Source organism: Anaerococcus sp. Marseille-P3625 (assembly GCF_900232825.1).
Taxonomy (GTDB): domain Bacteria; phylum Bacillota; class Clostridia; order Tissierellales; family Peptoniphilaceae; genus Anaerococcus.
Map to the genome: position 1 here is coordinate 16,655 of NZ_OCTP01000009.1, position 20,529 is coordinate 37,183.

A 20,529-nucleotide genomic window follows, 5' to 3' on the forward strand; every position below is an offset into this window, starting at 1 on the left:
TAAAACAAAGTGTATTTTATTAATCGATTTAGAAAGATCTATTATTTTCTAAATTTTTAGCAAATCAAATTGCAAATTTTGCTGCGTTTGATATATAAGAAGAAATTCTTTCCATGGCAGTTAAGGTCTTTTCAAAGATCAAACCACTTTCTGGATCGCAAGATCTATCTCTCATTCTTAACATATGATTGTTTCTGTAAATATTAACATCTTTTTGGATTTCTTCGTTAGAATCACGCATCTGTTTTACAATACCTACACTATCAATATCGCCAATGATAGCATCAAACATTTTAAGAATAATATTATTTAGGCCATCAAGTTCCTTAACTGCATCATCGGTAAAAATCATTTTTTCCTCATGCTTTAACTTTGCAACATCGGCAATATTTTTTGAGTGATCTCCAATTCTTTCCATATCCCTAGAAATTCTAAGATAAGAGGCAAAATGTGAAGATGTTTCCTCATTCATTGACAAACCCAAAGAATCTATAATAAAGGCTGAAATTTCCTTATTAAGATAATTTATAACTTGCTCTCTATGAAAAATTTCATCGTATATATCTTCATCAAATTTATACAAAAGAGCCATAGCTTCTTTGTAATTTTGGTTGATAAGCTCAAGCATTCTATTAATTTCTGCCCTAATATCTGTAAATGTTGCTGAAGCATCTTTTACAATATGCTTGTTGATAAATTGAAGGCTCATCTCTTCTTGTTCCTTATCAACTCCAGGGATTAACTTGAAAGAAAGATCTGCAAGTTTTCTTGAGAAAGGGAAAAGGATGATACTTGTAGCTATATTAAACAAGGTGTGTAAATTTGCAATTTGTGCTGCTGGAACATCCCTTGAGAAGCTAGTAACAATTTGATCAATAGGTATGAGAAATGCCACTAGTACAAAAATAATTGTTCCAATAATATTAAATAATACGTGGACAAGGGCTGTTCTTCTTGCGTTTTTTGATGATCCGATAGAGGATAATACTGAAGTTATACAAGTTCCAATGTTAAAACCAAATACAATATACATAGATGATCTTAAAGGAATAACTCCTTGGTTAGCAACAGCCTGCAAGATACCCAAAGATGCAGAAGATGACTGTATAATTGCAGTAATAGTTGTACCAGCCAAAACTCCAAGTATTGGATTTTCAAATTTTGTCATCAAAGTTATAAAGCCAGGATACTCTCTTAATGGCTCCATGGCCTTACTCATAAATTCCATACCCATAAACAAAAAACCAAGACCCATTACAGCTTGACCAATATATTTAATTTTTTTCTTAGAAGAAAAAGTATTTTGCAAAAATCCTACAAAAGCAATTATAGGTGCAATTTGAGAAACATTTAGGGCAACAAGTTGACCAGTAACGGTAGTACCAATATTTGCCCCCATTATTATTCCGACTGCTTGATAAATAGTCATAAGACCTGCATTAACAAAACCCACTACCATAACTGTTGTGGCAGAAGAAGATTGAATAATAGCAGTTACAAAAGCGCCGACAAGAATAGCCTTAAAAAAATTTGAGGTCATCTTTTCAATTACAACACGTAGCCTATCGCCTGCAACAAGCTCAAGACCACCACTCATCATTTCCATACCGTATAAGAACAAGGCAAGACCGCCCAAAAGTTCTATGAAATACTGAACCGACATAAGTCCTCCGAAAAATATTAGGCAAAAAAATATATCAGAAATTATGATAAAATTTTTCTAATCATAAAATTTTAAAACCTACATCTATTTTACAAGAAATATTAATAATATTCAAAAGATAATGACAATCAATTATATAAAAATTTCATTAAGAAAAAATTATGGATTTATGAAGAAAAAGTAAAATTTGCAAAAAAAAGAGCTCATTACAAGCTCTTTTGTTATGATGTTATTAGTACGCTTTTTACTAGACCGTCTTTAACAGTGATTACAAGGCCAAGTCCTGAGTTTTTTACTTCCTTATAAAAATTGTTAAATTCTTCGAGGGTTTTATAGTAAGTTGGATTAGCCATGCCTCCACCTGATAAAAATTCAGTATTTTCATCGATTTTGAAAGTATAGCTATTATTTTCTAATTCTTCCAAATTTTTGTAGTCGTTAAGATCTACTTGATAATCTATGGAACCCTTTACTGTAAGCTTTCCTTCTTCTGCAAGGATGTCATAGACACTTGCTGTTTGAAGTTCAGCTTCTCTTTCGCCATTTTTCTCACTCATCAATGAAGATGAGTAAACGCCATCTTTTTCTTTTGAGTTTTTGTCTAAAGCCTTACTAGAATCTTTTTTATCGGTTGATTCTTTCTTATCGGCAGTATTTTTATCTTTATTTTCTTTACTATCTGATTTTTTTACTTCAATGGTAGTAGTTTTATCAGCATCATCATCTGTTTTATTTTCTTTGATATCTGTATTTTCCATATCGTTATCAGCCTTAGCTTCTTCTACTATTTCATTAGTATTGTCATCGCTATTTTCAACTTGATCTGTGTTAACATCTGGGCTTGTTTGTTGGGAAGTGTTGGAAGTACAAGCTGCAAGTGATAAACTTAATAGAGCAAGAATCATAGCTTTATTTAGTGTTTTTACTTTCATAAAATCCTCCTTCTTATATTTTACCACCTTTAATTATTTAGTAAATTTAATAAGCGGTCAATTAATTTGTTTTTTCGTAAGCGTCAATTTCCATATCGTCAGCATTTTCTATATCAAGTTCATAAACAGCTTTGCCATTTTCTATAGAAAGCTCCCATTCCTTGACATAAGCATTTTCTTTGCCTTCTAAGGCCTTGGTAATTACATCATTAGGATCTTTTAATAGAGTAAAATCTAATACTTCTTTGTTTTCATTTTCTGCCTCGCTTTTGGATTCTATAATATCTCCAGTATTTGCATCAATTTTTGCCTCATATTCCTTATTATCCAAAAATCCATCTATCTCATAATAGTATTTGCCATTGTCATTATCAAGAGAAAGGCTTGTGATTCCAATATCGCCTACACCAAATTCTAGGTCGAAAGCTTTTTTGGCGTCGTTTATACTAAGACTTACTTCAGGGTAGAGGCTATAATTTGAAGCTTGTTGATCTTTAGTTTCATCTGCTATTTTATTAGCATCATCGGTGTTTTTTACTTCTATAACTTGTTTTGAATCTTCATTCTCATTTGCCCCATTAGGACTTTCACTTACGCTACAACTTGCCAAAATAAAACTTGTAGCTAACACTAGTGAAAATATTTTTTTGTATTTCATAATATCTCCTTATATTTTTATTTATTTTCAGAGTAATTTTCTAAAGTTATTTAATATGATTATACTATAAATTTATAAAAGCACAATTTTCGCTTTTTGATTAAAAAAATAGTAGACAGCTAGTGACTAATAATTATAATTTTAATTTAAGATAAAAGGAAATTTTAAAGTTTTATACAAATTTAACAAATCTTATAATATAATTAAGTAAAAGGAGGGAAAGATGCGAGTTTTAGTTGTTGAAGATGATTTAGATTTGATAGAACTATTAGCGGAAGGTCTTACAATGTATGGTTATGCTGTTGATAAGGCTTACGATGGCGAAGAAGCAATTGATATGGCCTATGTGGAAACTTACGATGTCATAGTTTTAGATATTAATTTGCCAAAAAAAGATGGTTTCCAAGTCTTAGATGAAATTAGAAAATTTAACCAAGAAGTAAATATAATAATGCTTACGGCAAGAAGTGATATAGACGACAGGGTAAAGGGCTTAGATTATGGGGCAAATGATTATATGGTAAAGCCTTTTGATCTAAAAGAGCTTGATGCAAGAATGCGAGCACTTTTAAGACGCAAATCTGTAACAGAAAACACAATCTTAAAGGCTGGCACTTTAAGCTTTGATACCACTACAAGAGAAGCCTTTGTTGGCGAAACTAAGGTCAACTTAACTGCCAAAGAAACTGCGATTTTGGAATATTTATTTTTAAATCGCCAAAAATATGTTTCAAGCGAAGAGTTAATCGATCATGTTTGGGATTCAAATGCAGATAGCTTTTCAAATTCTGTAAGAGTTCATATGTCATCTCTTAGAAAAAAAATCAAGGAAATTGACGGAGAAAATAAGATAGAAAATGTAATAGGCAAGGGTTATAGGATCTATGAAGGATGAAAAATTTTATAAATCCATAGTTTTTAAGCTGATATTCGCAGTCGTGATTATTTTTATAGCCATGATTACAATCACAAATTACATGATAAATCAAAAGCAAATTCAAATGACTGACGAATTGCTTGAAAATATCAAACAGTGGATGCCAAATTACCAAAATTCTATAGTGGTAACTGTAAATAACGCTCACTTGCAATCATCGGCAGATTTTAAAATTTATACATTTATTGTAACCTTAGTTGTAATTTTGATTGGGTCTTTGATATTTGCCCTAATAATTTCAAAAATTCTTGCCCCACTTAAAGAGCTTCAAAAAAATATAGGAAAAATCGACATCGATAAGCCAGAAACCTTCGCCGAAAAACTTTTACTAGAAGAAGGTTCAAGCGAAATAGTCGATTTATCAGAAAGCTTTAACAATCTTATGGGAAGAATCTACAGAGATTACAAAAGACAGAAAGATTTTTCTGCCAATGTTGCCCACGAGCTAAGAACGCCAGTTGCTGTTATGAAGGCTCAAGTTGATGTTTTTTCAAGGAAAAACCAAGATCCAGAAACCAAAGATTTTTTGGAAAGAATGGATAAAAGCTTAGAAAAACTAAAAAATCTCATAGAGGCCGTTCTCTTATTTTCCAAAAATCAAGAAATAAATATAAGCGATGTTTCTATAAATTCCCTAATAGAAGAGATAATTTTTGATCTTGAAGATAAAATTTCAGCAAAAAATATAAATCTAAACTTTCACAAAAATGCCGACATTTGCCTAAAAACTGACGATGCACTATTGCAAAGATTACTTTTTAATATAATAGAAAATTCTATCAAGTACAACGTAGAAGGCGGCAAAATTGATATTTTTCTAAAAGATTCAGATGAAAAGCTACAAATTGATGTAATCGACACAGGCATTGGCATAAGTGATGAGCAGAAGGGAAAAATATTTGATCTCTTTTATCAGGTGGATAATTCCCGTCACAAAGAAGGTTTTGGAATTGGACTTTCTCTATCCAAGCAAATTGCTGATTCTTTAAAGGCAAAAATAGAAGTTTCTGACAATTTGCCAAAGGGCAGCAAATTTTCTTTGACATTAAAAAAATCTTAACATCAATTTAACAAATAACTTGTTATCATAATATTCGAGGTAAGGATATGATAAAAAAAGACAAAAGAATAATTAGCAAGCTTTTATTAATTATCTCTATAGCTTTTGTGGTATATGGAGCTTATAGAGGTGAAGTAAATACAGTTTTTTCTAAAGCAATCAATCTGTGTTTGGAGTGTGTAGGAATTGGATAAAATAAAAAATATTTCAAGACTAAAAATTCAAGCGCTGATGGCTTTGGCTCACAACTTACATATACCTAACTTTTTTAAGGGAAGAATTTATCAAGGCTCTGGTAAAAAAATATGTTTACCAGGTTTAAATTGCTATTCTTGTCCTGGAGCTTCAGGCTCTTGCCCCATAGGCTCAATGCAAGCTGTAATGGGAGCAAAAAAATATAGATTTTCATATTATGTTTTTGGCATAATGGCATTTTTTGGCGTCATGGTAGGTAGACTCATCTGCGGGTTTATTTGCCCAATGGGATTTTTTCAAGATCTCCTCCATAAAATCAAAACGAAAAAATTCTCAACAAAAAAATTATGGCCACTAAGATATGTCAAATACCTAATATTGATTTTTCTAGTACTAGCCCTAGGAATTTTCCTAAGAGATAAATACGAAGTTATTCCTCCATACTTCTGTAAATATATTTGTCCTCAAGGAATTTTAGAAGGAGCAATACCACTTAGCCTAAAAAATCCATCCCTAAGACTTGCCTTAGGCAATTTATTTAAGCTAAAGTCAGCTATTTTGATAGTAACAATAATATTATCAATCTTATTTTACAGACCTTTTTGCAAATGGATTTGCCCACTTGGAGCATTTTATTCTCTCTTTAACAAATACTCTTTCTATCAAATGGAAGTGTCAGAAGATAAATGTATAAATTGTGGCAAATGTGCTAGAGTTTGCAAAATGGATGTAGATATTAGAAAAAATGACCACCATTTAGAATGTATCAGATGTAATGAATGTCTCAAAGCTTGTCCGACAAAAGCCATATCTACCTATTTTATCAAAAGGAGTAATAATGAAAAAGATAAACAAAATACTAGTATTAGCCCTAATGGGACTAACTCTTGCAAGTTGCAACAATCAAGCAAATAAAGATGTAGATGAAAAAGCAAAAGTAGAAACAAAAGAAGAAATGCCAGCAGAAGCTGACAAAAAAGAAGAAGCACCAGCCAAAGAAGCTAAAGAAGAAGGCAAAACCATGGAAGAAACTGAAGGCGAAGTAGCAAAACCAGAAAGCGCAAAAAGCTTACCAGAATTTAAGTCAACAGACCAAGATGGTAATCCTTTTGGTCTAGAAGATATTGCAAAAAATGATGCAACAGTAATCAACCTATGGTTTACAGGATGCTCTGCTTGCATAGGCGAAATGGATGAACTAAACAAAGTGGCAGATGATCTTAAAAAAGAAGATGGAGTAGACTTTATTTCTATGTGTACAGACGTAAACTACGATCAATCAACCAAAGAAGCTTACCAAAGAATAGTAAAAGAGAAAAAGCCAACCTACAAAGCACTAGCAGTAGAAAATGATGGAGATATGAAAACATACCTAGAAGGAATCTTCGTATATCCAACAACAATAGTAGTAGACAACAAAGGAAATATAATAGGCGATCCAGTAGAAGGGACCCTACTAGAAAAAGATCAAATAGCAAAATTAAAAGAAAATATAAAAATGGCTAAAGAATCTTCACAAAAGAACAAATAATAATTGCGTCCGACAGGGCGCTTTTTTCTTTGCCAATTTTGGGTAGAAATATTTAGAGGTGCTTTATGTATTTTGAAGATTATGTAATTGGGCAAATTTTTGATAGGGAAATTGAGCCTGCTATTTTGACAGAAGAAGAGATTATAGAAAATGCCAAAGAGTATGATCCAAGGGATATTCATTGCGATAAGAATTTAGCTGAAAAATCAAGATTTAAAGGGATAATATCTTCTGGTATTTTTTCTATTATGACATTTTGGTCAAAGTGGGTCAAAACTGGTATTGATGCTGACGGAATGATTTGTGGGGTTAGCATTGAAGGGGCAAAGTGGTTAAGACCTGTTTATCCAAATGTTAGATATGATATAAAAGTTAAAATATTTGATAAGAAAATTAGAAATGAAAAGCAAGATGGCTTTGTGACTTACCAAATGATTGTGGAAAATCCAGAAAAAGACTTGGTTTTAGATTTTCTAGTCACAGGCTTGGTGAAATGTAAAAGATAATCCTAAGAAAAATCATAAATGATTGGTGAATTTTGCTAAATTAATTTTATAAATGAATGTTCTTAAAAAATTTTGGCGAAAAATTTTATTTGTTGTAAATATGAGATATAATATAGGAGCAAAGGTTTACATAAAAATTCAATAAGGAGAGCTTATGGGAGCTTTTAAAAAACTTGGACTTGTTCCAAAATTAATTATTGCAATTATTCTTGGTATCTTAATTGGCAGATATCTACCAGTTGGAGTTACTAGATTATTTGTAACATTTTCTAAGATCTTCGGATCATTTTTATCATTCATCATCCCACTAATGATTCTTGCTTTTGTAACTAAAGGTATTGCAGACCTAGGAGAGGGAGCTGGAAAATTATTGGGCATTACAGTACTAATTGCCTATATTTCAACTTTAGTAGCAGGAAGTTTATCTTACATTATGGCTAGTAATATTTTCCCAAAATTTATTACTACAGCACAAGTAGATGCCATTACGGCGGCTGAAGGAAAAACCTTGGATCCATATTTTAGTGTTCCAATTACACCGTTTTTTGATGTAACAGGGGCATTGATTTTTGCCTTTATGATGGGTATAGCTATTTCATGGTTACGTAAAAACAACAATGGTGAAGTACTTTATAAGGCAGTTTCAGAATTTAATATTATTATTACTAGAGTTCTTGAAGTTGCAATAGTACCAGTTCTTCCATTTTTCATTTTAGGTAATTTCGCAGAAATGAGCTATAGCGGATCAGTTTTCGCAGTATTAAGTATATTCTGGAGAATTTTCCTATGCATAGTAATCCTACACCTACTATATGTAACAGTAATGTTCTTGGTATCTGGATCTTACACAGGAAAAAATCCTTTTGCTATGCTTAAAAATGAAGTTAGGGGTTATATGACAGCTATAGGTACTCAATCTTCAGCTGCTACAATTCCAGTTAACCTACAATGTGCAAGAAATAACGGTGTTAGCCGTGAAATTGCTGATTTCGTAGTTCCATTGGGAGCGACAGTTCATATGCCTGGATCTATGATTACAATTACAGGTTGTACTTTTACAATTCTTTATATGTATAATCTTCCACATTCATTTGGACTAATGTTATCATTAATAGCAACTTTAGGTGTTGCTATGGTAGCTGCTCCTGGAGCACCAGGTGGAGCTGTTATGAGTGCACTTCCATTTTTACCAATAGTTGGAATTGCACCAGAATCAGCAATGGCAAGTTTATTAATTTCACTTTATCTAACCCAAGATTCATTTGGTACAGCTGCCAACGTATCAGGCGATGTTGCCATAGCAGCTGCTGTAGATAAATTCTACAACAAAGTTATCTTAGGTAATAAAGATTGGAAAGCTGCACCAGTGGTAAATAACCCACAATAGTAACTAGAAACCTTTGCAAGAATAAATAAGGGGGTTTTAAAACCCCTTCTATTTTATGAACATAATAAAGGAGATAATATGCCAGTAAATGCATCTATTTTTGATATAATTGGTCCAGTAATGGTTGGACCATCTAGCTCTCATACCGCAGGAGCTTGCAAGATAGCCAATATTGCTAGAAAAATTGCTGACCCAGGATTTAATGAAGTTGACTTTTACCTTCATGGATCATTTGCCAAAACCTACAAGGGCCATGGAACTAACAGAGCCTTAGTAGGTGGGATACTAGGATTTGGCCCAGAAGATGATAGGATAATAAATTCCTTTGAATATGCCAAAGAAGCAGGAATTTCTTATAATTTCATACCAACAGACTTAGGAGATGTTCACCCTAACACTGTAAAAATGGTTTTTAAATACCCTAAAGATAAAAAAGATATAGAAATACAAGGCTCATCAATCGGTGGTGGAGCCATTGTAATAAATAAAATTTATGGAAATCCAATTGAATATTATGCCAAAAGACCAACCTTATTTATGTCTTATGGCGAACAAAAAGGTATAATTGCCTTTGTGTCAAATGTGCTTTACAACAATGGATACAATATTTATGAGATGAAAACCATCAAAGATGGCGATAATGTAATGCTAGTTTGCCAATTAGATGAACCACTAACAGATGAAATTATTGAAACCATAACAAAGGGTAAGAATTTTACCTTTATTAAGTATTTAGGATAGGGAAATTATGTTAACAACACTCGAGTTATTAAAACAAAGATGTGAAAAAGAGAACTTGTCACTTTGGGAATTATCTGTAAAAGATGAAATTGAAAATACCAAAGTTAGCGAAGAAGATATATTTAATAGACTTCAAAGAACCCTAGATGTAATGAAAGAATCATCGCATCAAGCTCTAAAAGTCCCAGTTGTATCAGTAACAGGTATGACAGGCGGAAATGCAAAAAAAATGAACGATTATTTCCTAAGTGGTGATACAGTTCTTGGAGATACAGCTGCTTTAGCCATGGCCATGGCCTTATCAACAAGTGAAGTAAACGCAGCCATGGGTAGAATTGTAGCTGCTCCAACAGCAGGATCTGCAGGAATACTTCCAGCAACTTTGATGACTATGTATCATAAATACGGTTTTGATGATAGAAAATTAATGGAAGCTATGCTAGTTGCCACCCAATTTGGCCAAGTTATCTTTGACAATGCAACATTTGCAGGAGCAGAAGGTGGTTGCCAAGCAGAAACAGGAGCTGCAAGTGCTATGGCAGCAGCTGCAGTTTGCTATCTTAGAGGTTATGACATTCATATCCAAGAAAATGCGGCAGTTTGTGCTTTGTTAAACATCTTAGGATTAGTATGCGACCCAATTGGAGGAATGGTAGAATTTCCTTGCAATATTAGAAATGCCAACGGAGTAATGAATGCCCTTGCAAGTGCAGATATGGCAATGGCAGGAGTTAAAGTTTTTGTAACATTTGATGAAGCTGTCGATACTCTAAAAAGAGTTGGAGATAGCCTTCCAGCAGGACTTAGAGAAACAGGCGAGGGTGGAGTTGCAGTTTGCCCATCAGCTTTAAGACTAAGAAAAAAATACATCGACGGAAATGTATAAAATCAACAAAAGCCTTGAGTTATTCAAGGCTTTTTCTTTTATAAAAAATTATTTTTCTTGGTAAATTAAAGTTTCTGGATGGGAAAAATTTAGGACCAGATTCTTATTTGGATTTACTAATAAAGATAAAACTCCAGGTTCTTTTGTCCCCATAATTGTATCAATTATTACTTTTCTATAAGGCTTAAAGCCAAGATTTTCTTGCATTTTCTTTGATCTTTTATTAAAATCAAAATATCCAGCTGTAAGAAAATCTAAGTTCAATTCATTAAATAAATAATCTATAAGAGCTTTGATGGCCTCGCTCATAAGACCCTTAGACCGATAATCTTTGCTTAAAACAGCTCCCAATTCTCTTGCGTAATAATTGGAAAATTCTGGTAATTTATCCTCAAACCCATATTTTTCAACACCTAAAGAGCCGATCACTTTGTTATTTTCTTTGTAGACTAGGGCAAAAGTTTTATCTGATTTTATAAAAGATTTTAAAATATTCAAAGACTCTTCCTTATTTTCGTGATGTTTCCAACCAGCCATTTCGCCTACTCCATCTACACAAGCGTAAGCAAAAAAATCGTCCAAATCGCAATATTCAAAAGCTCTCAGAATAAGTCTATCACTTTCTATAACTTTGCCATTTATCCTAAAATCAGCGTTCATTTTTATATCTCCATATTTTTATTTTATAATATTTATACCAATAATTATTCTATAATCAATTTTTATATGACATTAAGATAAATGAATTGTAAAATATTATAGTCAGGAGGACTTATGAATCAAAATACAAATTTGACCAAGGGTGATATTAGCAAATCCCTTTTTAAACTTTCAATTCCATTAGCTTTAACTGCATTTATTCAAATTACCTATAACTTTGTAGATATATTTTTCCTAGGTAGGCTTGGCAAAGATGCCATAGCGGGTGTTGGAATTGCTGGATTTTTGTTTTGGATTGCCAACGCCATAACTTTGATACCAAAAATTGGAACTGGAGTTTATGCCTCCCATGCTTTTGGTAGATCTGATGATAGAGAAACCATAAAAGTTTTAAATAATGGTTACATACTTACCATAACCATAAGCGTTTTTTATTCCTTGCTTTTGTTTTTATTTTCCAATTATTATGTAAATTTTTATGGACTTACGGAAAGTGCCAGCGCTTATGCCAGAGATTATTTGCACATTATAAGTTTTGGGATGATATTTTTCTTTATAAATCCAGTTTTATCTCAATCCTTCCAATCTTTGGGCAATAGTCTTACTCCCTTTAAGATAAATACCATTGGGCTTATAACTAACATTATCATAGATCCGATTTTGATTTTTGGTTATGGTCCAATTCCAAGGCTTGAGGCCAAAGGCGCTGCTCTTGCGACAGTTATGGCTCAAATAGTTGTGACCTTGATTTTTGTATTTAATATTTTTAGGAAAAACAAAATTTTAAAATCGGCCATTTCAAGTTTTCATTATAAAAGAGCTTGGGTAATTTCAATATTTAAGATGGGTTTTCCAGCGGCCCTTATGAGTTCTTTTATGGCGACAATTAGCATCATTTTAAATAAATTTATGGCAGATTTTGGTGAAGCGGCAGTAGCAGCCTATACAGTTGGTAGTCAGCTTGAAGCTATAACCTGGAATACAACTGAGGGCTTGCAAGTTGGAATTGCGGCTATGGTTGGACAAAACTACGGAGCAGGACTTATGGAAAGAGTAAAAGAATCTATCAAAAAATCTTTTGTGATTTTATTAGTGATAGGAACAATTTCAATGTTAGTTTTATTTGCTTTTAGATACCAACTTTTCAAACTATTTATCCCAAATGACAAAGAAACTATTGAGCTTGGAGCTATATATCTGGCAATCCTTTCCTTTTCACAAATTTTTATGTCGACTGAAATTGGTTTAACAGGAGCTTTTAATGGTTTAGGAGATACAAAAACGCCAGCTATTATAGGTATGGTTTCTGATTTTTCGAGAATTCCTATATCAAAAATTTTCATGCCAATTTTTGGTGTGGCTGGAGTTTGGTTAGCAATGAGTTTAACTAGTGTTGCCAAGGGTTTGCTGGTAGTTTTTATGCTGGTTAAAAAAATGAAAAAATCCATTAAATAATTTAATAAAATTTATAAAAATCATCAGGCAAAGCGCTTGCAAGCTGATGATTTTTTTTATTTGTTAAGATAAGCTTTATAAGAGTTTATCAATTTAAAAATAAATCTTAAAAACCTTTTCATTTTACTTGTAAGAAATGCAAATATTCATTATAATGAATATAGGAGGGTTATATGACAGAATATAGAAATGAACTTGATTCTTTAGGGGAAATTGAAGTACCAAAAGACGCCTATTATGGGGCAAACAGCTTAAGAGCAAATCAAAACTTCGCTATAACAGGTCTTCCTGTTGACGATAAATTTATAGATGCAATGCTTGAGGTAAAAAAAGCTTGCGCCATAGAAAACGGTAAAATAGGCTTGCTAAAAGAAGATCAAAAAAATGCAATAGTTGCAGCTTGTGATGATCTTTTAAATGGCAAATACAGGGATAATTTTATAGTAGATCCTATCCAAGGTGGAGCTGGAACAAGCTTTAACATGAATGCCAACGAAGTTATTGCAAATATTGCAAATGAATCTTTAGGTGGTGGATTGGGAATTTATGATAAAGTCCATCCAAATGATCATGTTAACCGTGGTCAATCAACAAATGATGTAATCCCAACATCAGGTAAAATTGCCTTAATTAGATATTTTGAAGAACTAAAAGAAGAAACAGAAAAACTTATAGGATCTTTTGACAAAAAAGCAGAAGAATTCAAAGAAGTTTACAAAATGGGTAGAACTCAACTTCAAGATGCAATTCCAATAAGCCTTGGTCAAGAATTTGCAGCTTATGCAAAGGTTATCAGACGTGACCACAAGAGATTTGACAGCGCAATAGAAACTTTAAGCCAAGTTAACCTTGGTGGAACAGCTATAGGAACAGGCTTAAATGCTGATAAAACTTATGTAGAAGAAATAGTTGGAGTTTTGGCAGAAGTTACAGGTCTAAAACTTACACAAAATGAAGATTTGATAGATGGAACTCAAAACCTAGATGGTTTCTCTTATGCTTCAGCTATACTAAAAACCTACGCATCAAACTTATCAAAAATAGCCAACGACCTAAGATTAATGAGTTCAGGTCCACAAGCAGGAGTTGCTGATATCAAATTACCAGCTCGCCAAGCAGGCTCATCAATAATGCCAGGAAAAGTAAATCCAGTTATACCAGAAGTTGTAAACCAAGTTGCCTTTAATGTAATAGGAAATGATATGACTGTAACTATGGCAGTTGAAGCAGGTCAACTTGAATTAAATGCTTTTGAACCAATAATTTTCTACAACTTATTTGAATCACTAAGAACACTAAAAGGTGCAATAAATACACTAAGAATTAATTGTGTTGACAATATCACAGCAAATGAAAAAGCTCTTTCAGATAAGGTTCAAAGAAGCGTTGGACTAGTAACAGCACTTGCTCCACACATAGGATACCAAAAAGCAAGTGAAATTGCTCATAAGGCAATAGATACAGGCATAAGCATTAGAGAATTAGTTCTAAAAGAAGGCTTACTTGATGAAAAAGAATTAGATAAAATCCTCGACTTTAAAAAGATGATCAAACCAGGCATCTTGGATGAAGAAAAGATATTGTAGGGATGGGAAAATGAAATTTAGACAAGAAGAAGATTCTATTGGTGTAATTGACGTTCCAGAAGAAGCTTTTTGGGGAGCTCAAACTCAAAGATCTCTTACAAACTTTCCTCAAGATGTAGAGACTATGCCAGAAAACTTAATTCGCGCAATAGTTTATATAAAAAAAGCTGCAGCAATTGTAAATGCCAATGAAGGCAAATTAGATGAAGAAAAAAGAGATCTAATAATCTATGCTGCAGATGAAATCCTAAAAGGAAAATACACTGACCAATTTCCACTAACAATCTGGCAAACAGGCTCTGGAACTCAGACAAATATGAACGTAAATGAAGTTATCTCCCACATAGCAAATGCAAAAAAAGGAGAAAAACTCATCCATCCAAACGATCATGTAAATATGAGCCAATCATCAAATGATGTATTTCCAACAGCCATGCACCTTTCAACATTTATAAATTTAAAAGATAACTTATTTCCAGCAATAGAAGAAATAATAAAATCCTTAGAAAAATTGGAAAAAGAAAATGACATAATAAAAACTGGCCGCACCCACTTACAAGATGCAACTCCAGTAAAATTATCTCAAGAAATTTCTGGCTGGAAAGTAATGGTTGAAAGAGATTACGAAATCCTAAAAGAAGTAAGCAAATATCTAAGAAAACTAGCCATCGGTGGAACAGCAGTAGGAACTGGAATAAATGCCAAGAAGAATTTTGGCGATGAAATGGCAAGCGAGCTATCAAAAGAATTAGCTAGCGAATTTGTAAGTGATACCAACAAATTTTATCAATTATCCAGCAAAAATGCCCTAGTAAATACACATGGAGCCATCAAAACCCTAGCAAGTGATATGTATAAAATTGCAAGTGATATTAGATTTTCATCTTGCGGACCAAGATGCGGTATTGGCGAGTTAATAATTCCAGCCAACGAACCTGGTTCTTCAATAATGCCTGGCAAAGTTAACCCAACTCAAGTTGAATCAATAACAATGGTTGCAATACAAATTATGGCAAATGATCTTGCTATAACTATGGCAAATTCCCAAGGGCAAATGCAACTAAACACCTATATGCCACTAATTATCTATAATATGGATCAATCAATAAGCTTATTAAGCAAATCATTAACTTGCTTTAGAAAAAATCTATTAGAAGGTTTAAAAGCCAACCAAGAAAAAATAAAAGAAAATTTGGATAGATCTTTAATGCTTGTAACAAGCCTTTCTCCACACATAGGCTATGATAAGGCAAGCAAAATCGCCAAATACGCTTATCAAAAAGGCCTAACCCTAAGAGAAGCAAGCCATGAATTAGGCTATATAGACGAAAAAGATTTCGACAAATATGTAAAACCAGAAAATATGGTATAAAAAATAAAGGATGTCTAGTAAAAAACTAGCATCCTTATTTTAATAAAGTATTTATATCAAAATCCCAAATTCCTTCAAGATAAATATCGGAAAATTTTTTGATATCTTCCCATTCATTTTTGTTGTAAGGAAAATCTCTAACTCCACAAGTTTTAATTCCTGATTTATTTGCAGCTTTTATGGCATAGAGAGCATCGTCAAAAAGCATTATTTCTTCTGGATCTATCTTAAAATTATCTATGGCACTTTGCCAGAATTTCGCATCAGATTTTTTGGAATTTAATAAATCTGGAGTGTTATAATAGGTAAAATAATGGTCAATTCCCAAACGATTAAAAGCAAGTTTTAGGTATTTGGAATCAGTTGAAGAAGCTATGCCCATTTCAATATCGTGATCGTAAAAATCCTTTAGCTTTTCCAAAACGCCATCTTTGGGCATCAGATGATTTTTGTAACCATCTTCAACGATTTCCAAAAAATAATTGTTAACTTCTTCTTCTGTCATATCTTTTGCTATGTTTTTTGCTATGTAAGTGACCATTCCACTTAAAGGAAGTGCTTCAATTACGCCTTTTTCTTTTTTCTCCAAGCCTTCAAAACTATAGCCATATTTATTAAAAATTTTATTGATAGGTTCAACCCAAATGTGCATAGAATCAAGCAAAGTTCCATCACAATCAAAAAGTAACTTCATTAAAACTCCTTATTTTTTTCTTCTTTCCTATATAATATACCCCAATAGCTTTTAAGAATAATTTATTGGTGATTTTCCCAAATTTAAAACTTTATCAAAGCTGTGCTATACTATTAGTAGAAAGGAATTTTTCATGAATATTTTATTAGATTTATACTTAACTTTTGCAAAAATCGGTGTTTTTACCTTTGGCGGTGGCTATGCCATGTTGCCGCTTTTGGAGCGAGAAGTTTGCGATAAGAAAAATTGGGCAAGCCAAGAGGAAATCTTGGATTATTATGCTATTGGTCAATCGACACCAGGAATTATAGCCATTAACACCTCGACTTTTTTAGGCTATAAAATGGCAGGGAAAATCGGTGGACTTGTTGCTTCTTTAGGTTTTATCACACCATCAATTATAATCATTGTCTTAATTGCAAATTTTCTTAAAATTTACAGCCATCTTGCCTTTATCCAACACGCTTTTGCGGGAATAAGAATTGGCGTTTGTGCTTTGGTTTTTTATACAGTTATGAAAATGACTAAAAAAAATGCCGACACAAGTCTAAAATTTATAATATTTTTCCTAACATTTCTTGCTGTGGCGGTTTTGTCAATTTCTCCAGTCATTATTGTTATAAGTCTTGGGATTTTTGGCATACTTTTAGGAAGGGGTAAAGAAAATGCTTAGACTAATGTGGGAATTTTTTAAGGCTGGACTTTTTGCAATTGGTGGAGGCCTTGCAACCATTCCATTTTTGCAGGAGATAGCCAGAAATTATAATTATTTTACTCAAAAAGATTTGTTAGATATGATAGCAGTTTCAGAATCAACCCCAGGAGCAATAGGCATAAATGTGGCAACTTTTGCAGGCTTTAAGGCCTACGGGATCCCTGGTGCAATTCTTGCTACAATTTCACTTGTGACAGGACCTATAATAATTATTCTTATCATAGCAAGAGCTATGGCAAAATTTAAGAACTCAAAAATTGTAAATGATATGTTTTTTACAATTCGTCCAGCAACTGGAGGCTTAATACTTGGAGCTATGAGTTCTGTTATGGCCCTTACGCTTTTGGATATTGATTTATTTAAGATTAGTGGAAATCTATTAGACTTATTTAGACTTTTGCCAATTTCAATTTTTGCAATTTTTTTATTTGTCCAAATAAAATTTAAAAAAATTAATCCACTTATAATAATTGGAATAAGTGGACTTTTGGGCATTGTTTTTTCTCTATAAAAAAAAGGAGAGCTTACATTTTTGTAAGTTCTCCTAAATTTTATTTATTAGCTTTTTTTCTAATTTCACCAATTATTAGCGGTAGGAAGGCTAGTACAATTATTACCAACCATTGCCAAGTAATTAGCTCTAGTTCAAATAATTCTCTTAAAATCGGTACATACATAACCAAAAGCAACAAAGAGAAGGATAAAATATTTGCCTTTACCAAGGCTTTGTTTGAAAAGAATCCAAGTTCTTTTAGGGTGTATTTTTCACTTCTAACGGAAAATGCTCTTAGTAATTCACTTGTGATAAGTGTTGCAAATACCATGGTGTGAGCGCCAGCTATATTATTTGGGAAAATATAATTTAAGCCTATAATATATGCGGCAAGAACTGCAACTGTTATGGCAATTGATTGCAAGATTACGTGTTGGCCAGTTTCTCCAGATAAGATATTCTCATGAGGATCACGTGGTGGACGATTCATTATGTCAGCTTCCGCTGGTTCAACCCCAAGAGCAAGAGCTGGGAAAGCATCGGTTACAAGATTTAGCCACAAAAGTTGAATTGGTGTTAGTGGAGAAGGTAAGCCAAAAAGTATTGACAAAAATACTATGGCAACTTCTGCTATGTTACATGATAAAAGGAAAGATACAAATTTTTTGATATTTGAAAAAATTACTCTTCCTTCTTCAACTGCATTTACAATAGTTGCGAAATTATCATCAACTAAAATCATATCGGCAGTATCTTTGGCAACATCAGTTCCAGTTATGCCCATTGATATTCCAATATCGGCGTTTTTGATTGCAGGTGCGTCATTTACACCATCTCCAGTCATAGCTACAATATTGCCGTTTGCTTGGAGGGCGTTTACTAGTTGAACCTTATTTTGTGGTGATACTCTTGCAAAAATACGTTTTGTCTTTACAATTTCTCTTACTTCTTCATCGCTTTTGTTATTTAAGTCAGAACCTTGCATAGCTTGGTCGGCATTTTCTGCAATGCCAAGATCCTTGGCAATAGCAAGGGCAGTTTCAAAATAATCTCCAGTAATCATTATTACATCGATACCAGAATTGTGACATTCTTCAACGGCTTTCTTAGCTTCTTCTCTAGGTGGGTCGATCATTCCTGTAAGACCTACAAAAATCATTTCACGTTCTATATTTTCTGTTGTAAGCTCTTCATTTTCCAAACTTTCATAAGGTTTAAAAGCATAGGCCATAACACGAAGGGCAAGTCTTGCAAGTTTGGTATTTTCCTCCAAAACTTTTTTCTTTAAATCATCTGTAAAGTCTTCTAATTTGCCATCGATCATGATTTTTGAAGAATTTTTGATTATAATATCTGGCGCACCCTTGGTCATAGCATAGTAAGAATCTTCTATGTTATGGAAAGTTGTCATCATTTTTCTATCAGAATCAAAAGGAATCTCGTCAATTCTTGGATGAGCTTCGTTTAATTTTTCTTGATTTATGCCCCATTTTTCAGAAAGAGTTAGCATTGCTCCTTCTGTAGGATCGCCTGTAATTTGATACATTCCAGAATCTTCAGTTAAATTTGCATCGTTACTAAAAGATGCAATTGTCATCAATAATTTTATTTGCTCGTTCTCGTCGATTTTTTCTCCCTTGTGGGAAATTTCGCCAATTGGTGCATAACCAGAACCGCTAACATCAAATTCTTTAAAATCAGTGTAGACTTTGGTTATGGTCATTTCATTTTGGGTTAAAGTACCAGTCTTATCAGAGCAAATGGCAGTTGTAGAACCTAAAGTTTCAACAGAAACAAGATTTTTTACAATGGCTTTTCTTTCAACCATTCTATTCATGCCGATTGATAAAACTATAGTTACAACTGCGGTTAGGCCTTCTGGAATAGCTGCTACTGCAAGGGAAACTGCAACCATAAAGTTATCAAGTAAATCCATGCTCGTTCTAAAATATCCAACCACAAAAACTAAAGCACAAACTACAACAACTAAAATCGCAAGTTTTTTTGACAAATTTTTAAGTTGTTTTTGCAAAGGTGTTTCTTTTTCTTCAACAGCATCAAGACTTTTTGCAATTTGTCCGATTTCTGTTTCGTGACCTGTTTTTGTAATCACTCCTAAGCCGTGGCCGTAAGTTACAATTGATGATGAAAAAGCTTGGTTTTTTCTATCGCCAATGCCAACTTCTTCGCTATATTCTTCGTTTGCATCTTTTTCTACTGCGACAGATTCTCCAGTTAGGGATGATTCATCGATTTTTAAATTCCTAGAATCGAGCAATCTCATATCAGCTGGAATAATATCTCCTGTTTCAAGAACTACGATATCTCCTGGCACAAGTTCTTCAGCTTTTACTTTTATACGTTTGCCATCTCTAATTATTGTCGCTTCAGGCGAGCTCATCTTTTGCAAAGCTGCCACAGAATCTTCAGCTTGTCCTTCTTGATAAATACTCATAATAGCATTTAAAACAACAATTGCAATAATTATGATAGCTTCGATCTTATCTCCAGTAAAGGCAGAAATGATTGATGCTACTATAAGTAAAATTACCATGGGGTCAATTATTTGATCCAAAATTTTTTGAATCATTGATTTTTTGTTGGAAGATTCGATTTTATTTGGACCGTATTTTTCAAGTCTTTTGCTTGCTTCGCTTGCACTTAAACCAGATTTTTCGTTAGATCCAATTTTTTCTAAAATTTCTTCCTTAGAACCTTGGTAGTCCATAATTCCTCCTATAATAATTTTGCAAAATGGTAATAAAAAAGACTTCTGACGAATTCGCCAAAAGTCTTGCCACCGTATAAGGGTTTATTCAACCGGAAATAAATTCGTTCTGACGATTAAATAATTGGGCTACTCCCTTTCTGCTAGGATTATTATATAGTAAATTTTTGAAATCTCAATAAGAAAATGAATTTTATTTATTTTTCAGATAAAACATTAACAATAAATTGACAATCAAAGCCTTTGTCGTTTAGTGGATATATAAATTAAATTTTTCATTTTTCTTACAAAAGCATGGAAAATGCTTGTTTTATACTTGTTTTATAAATG

General features: G+C 32.9%; 20 protein-coding genes. 14 read left to right on the top strand and 6 right to left on the bottom strand.

All coding sequences use genetic code 11. The annotated features are described in order from the left end of the window. Positions 1-64: 64 nt before the first annotated feature. The 3 genes from CS884_RS00755 to CS884_RS00765 all read right to left on the bottom strand — a co-directional run bounded on the left by CS884_RS00755 (position 65) and on the right by CS884_RS00765 (position 3,253). Complete coding sequence (locus tag CS884_RS00755) at positions 65-1,663, bottom strand: Na/Pi cotransporter family protein (RefSeq protein WP_099320187.1); 1,599 nt, start codon at positions 1,661-1,663, stop codon at positions 65-67. A gap of 221 nt (positions 1,664-1,884) precedes the next feature. Next, positions 1,885-2,595 (bottom strand): hypothetical protein, encoded by a 711-nt coding sequence (locus CS884_RS00760; RefSeq protein WP_099320188.1) that lies wholly within the window; start codon positions 2,593-2,595, stop codon positions 1,885-1,887. Positions 2,596-2,656: 61 nt separating this feature from the next. Next, the gene (locus CS884_RS00765) at positions 2,657-3,253 is read right to left on the bottom strand and encodes a PepSY domain-containing protein (protein WP_099320189.1); all 597 of its coding nucleotides are present in this window, start codon (positions 3,251-3,253) and stop codon (positions 2,657-2,659) included. Positions 3,254-3,476: 223 nt separating this feature from the next. Here CS884_RS00765 and CS884_RS00770 point away from each other — a divergent pair, with 223 nt between their 5' ends. The 9 genes from CS884_RS00770 to sdaAA all read left to right on the top strand — a co-directional run bounded on the left by CS884_RS00770 (position 3,477) and on the right by sdaAA (position 10,496). After that, positions 3,477-4,148 carry a response regulator transcription factor gene (locus tag CS884_RS00770; RefSeq protein WP_099320190.1) on the top strand — a complete coding sequence of 224 codons (672 nt, stop codon included), beginning with the start codon at positions 3,477-3,479 and terminating at the stop codon, positions 4,146-4,148. Then, positions 4,138-5,250 (top strand): HAMP domain-containing sensor histidine kinase, encoded by a 1,113-nt coding sequence (locus CS884_RS00775; RefSeq protein WP_099320191.1) that lies wholly within the window; start codon positions 4,138-4,140, stop codon positions 5,248-5,250. The genes CS884_RS00770 and CS884_RS00775 overlap by 11 nt, the downstream gene beginning before the upstream one ends. Before the next feature lie 47 nt (positions 5,251-5,297). Beyond that, positions 5,298-5,444, top strand: coding sequence for a CD1871A family CXXC motif-containing protein (locus CS884_RS10755; protein WP_099320192.1), 147 nt, complete (start codon positions 5,298-5,300; stop codon positions 5,442-5,444). Then, positions 5,437-6,360 carry a 4Fe-4S binding protein gene (locus CS884_RS00785; RefSeq protein ID WP_099320193.1) on the top strand — a complete coding sequence of 308 codons (924 nt, stop codon included), beginning with the start codon at positions 5,437-5,439 and terminating at the stop codon, positions 6,358-6,360. Before CS884_RS10755 ends, CS884_RS00785 begins: the two co-directional genes overlap by 8 nt. Further along, positions 6,284-6,976 (top strand): TlpA disulfide reductase family protein, encoded by a 693-nt coding sequence (locus CS884_RS00790; RefSeq protein ID WP_099320194.1) that lies wholly within the window; start codon positions 6,284-6,286, stop codon positions 6,974-6,976. The genes CS884_RS00785 and CS884_RS00790 overlap by 77 nt, the downstream gene beginning before the upstream one ends. Before the next feature lie 65 nt (positions 6,977-7,041). Further along, on the top strand, positions 7,042-7,482 hold the full coding sequence (locus tag CS884_RS00795; protein ID WP_099320195.1) for a MaoC/PaaZ C-terminal domain-containing protein: 441 nt from the start codon (positions 7,042-7,044) through the stop codon (positions 7,480-7,482). Positions 7,483-7,636: 154 nt separating this feature from the next. Next, positions 7,637-8,869, top strand: a complete 1,233-nt coding sequence (locus CS884_RS00800; RefSeq protein ID WP_099320196.1) for a dicarboxylate/amino acid:cation symporter — start codon at positions 7,637-7,639, stop codon at positions 8,867-8,869. A 78-nt stretch (positions 8,870-8,947) separates the two neighbouring features. Beyond that, positions 8,948-9,610 (top strand): L-serine ammonia-lyase, iron-sulfur-dependent subunit beta, encoded by a 663-nt coding sequence (gene sdaAB / locus CS884_RS00805; protein ID WP_099320197.1) that lies wholly within the window; start codon positions 8,948-8,950, stop codon positions 9,608-9,610. A gap of 7 nt (positions 9,611-9,617) precedes the next feature. Next, positions 9,618-10,496, top strand: coding sequence for an L-serine ammonia-lyase, iron-sulfur-dependent, subunit alpha (gene sdaAA, locus CS884_RS00810; RefSeq protein ID WP_099320198.1), 879 nt, complete (start codon positions 9,618-9,620; stop codon positions 10,494-10,496). Between the two features lie 48 nt (positions 10,497-10,544). Here sdaAA and CS884_RS00815 read toward each other — a convergent pair whose 3' ends face one another. Continuing rightward, positions 10,545-11,156: a GNAT family N-acetyltransferase gene (locus CS884_RS00815; protein ID WP_099320199.1), complete on the bottom strand. Its 612-nt coding sequence runs from the start codon at positions 11,154-11,156 to the stop codon at positions 10,545-10,547. Positions 11,157-11,270: 114 nt separating this feature from the next. Here CS884_RS00815 and CS884_RS00820 point away from each other — a divergent pair, with 114 nt between their 5' ends. The 3 genes from CS884_RS00820 to CS884_RS00830 all read left to right on the top strand — a co-directional run bounded on the left by CS884_RS00820 (position 11,271) and on the right by CS884_RS00830 (position 15,569). Continuing rightward, on the top strand, positions 11,271-12,611 hold the full coding sequence (locus CS884_RS00820) for an MATE family efflux transporter (RefSeq protein ID WP_099320200.1): 1,341 nt from the start codon (positions 11,271-11,273) through the stop codon (positions 12,609-12,611). Positions 12,612-12,784: 173 nt separating this feature from the next. Then, positions 12,785-14,197: an aspartate ammonia-lyase gene (locus CS884_RS00825; protein WP_099320201.1), complete on the top strand. Its 1,413-nt coding sequence runs from the start codon at positions 12,785-12,787 to the stop codon at positions 14,195-14,197. A 10-nt stretch (positions 14,198-14,207) separates the two neighbouring features. Then, positions 14,208-15,569, top strand: coding sequence for a lyase family protein (locus CS884_RS00830; protein ID WP_099320202.1), 1,362 nt, complete (start codon positions 14,208-14,210; stop codon positions 15,567-15,569). 34 nt (positions 15,570-15,603) lie between these two features. On the opposite strand, the gene CS884_RS00835 is transcribed toward CS884_RS00830, so the two are convergent. Beyond that, the gene (locus tag CS884_RS00835; RefSeq protein ID WP_099320203.1) at positions 15,604-16,263 is read right to left on the bottom strand and encodes an HAD family phosphatase; all 660 of its coding nucleotides are present in this window, start codon (positions 16,261-16,263) and stop codon (positions 15,604-15,606) included. Positions 16,264-16,396: 133 nt separating this feature from the next. Here CS884_RS00835 and CS884_RS00840 point away from each other — a divergent pair, with 133 nt between their 5' ends. Beyond that, complete coding sequence (locus tag CS884_RS00840) at positions 16,397-16,936, top strand: chromate transporter (RefSeq protein ID WP_099320204.1); 540 nt, start codon at positions 16,397-16,399, stop codon at positions 16,934-16,936. Continuing rightward, the gene (locus tag CS884_RS00845) at positions 16,929-17,489 is read left to right on the top strand and encodes a chromate transporter (RefSeq protein ID WP_099320205.1); all 561 of its coding nucleotides are present in this window, start codon (positions 16,929-16,931) and stop codon (positions 17,487-17,489) included. Before CS884_RS00840 ends, CS884_RS00845 begins: the two co-directional genes overlap by 8 nt. A 40-nt stretch (positions 17,490-17,529) precedes the next feature. On the opposite strand, the gene CS884_RS00850 is transcribed toward CS884_RS00845, so the two are convergent. Next, positions 17,530-20,199, bottom strand: a complete 2,670-nt coding sequence (locus tag CS884_RS00850) for a cation-translocating P-type ATPase (RefSeq protein ID WP_099320206.1) — start codon at positions 20,197-20,199, stop codon at positions 17,530-17,532. Positions 20,200-20,529: the final 330 nt, after the last annotated feature.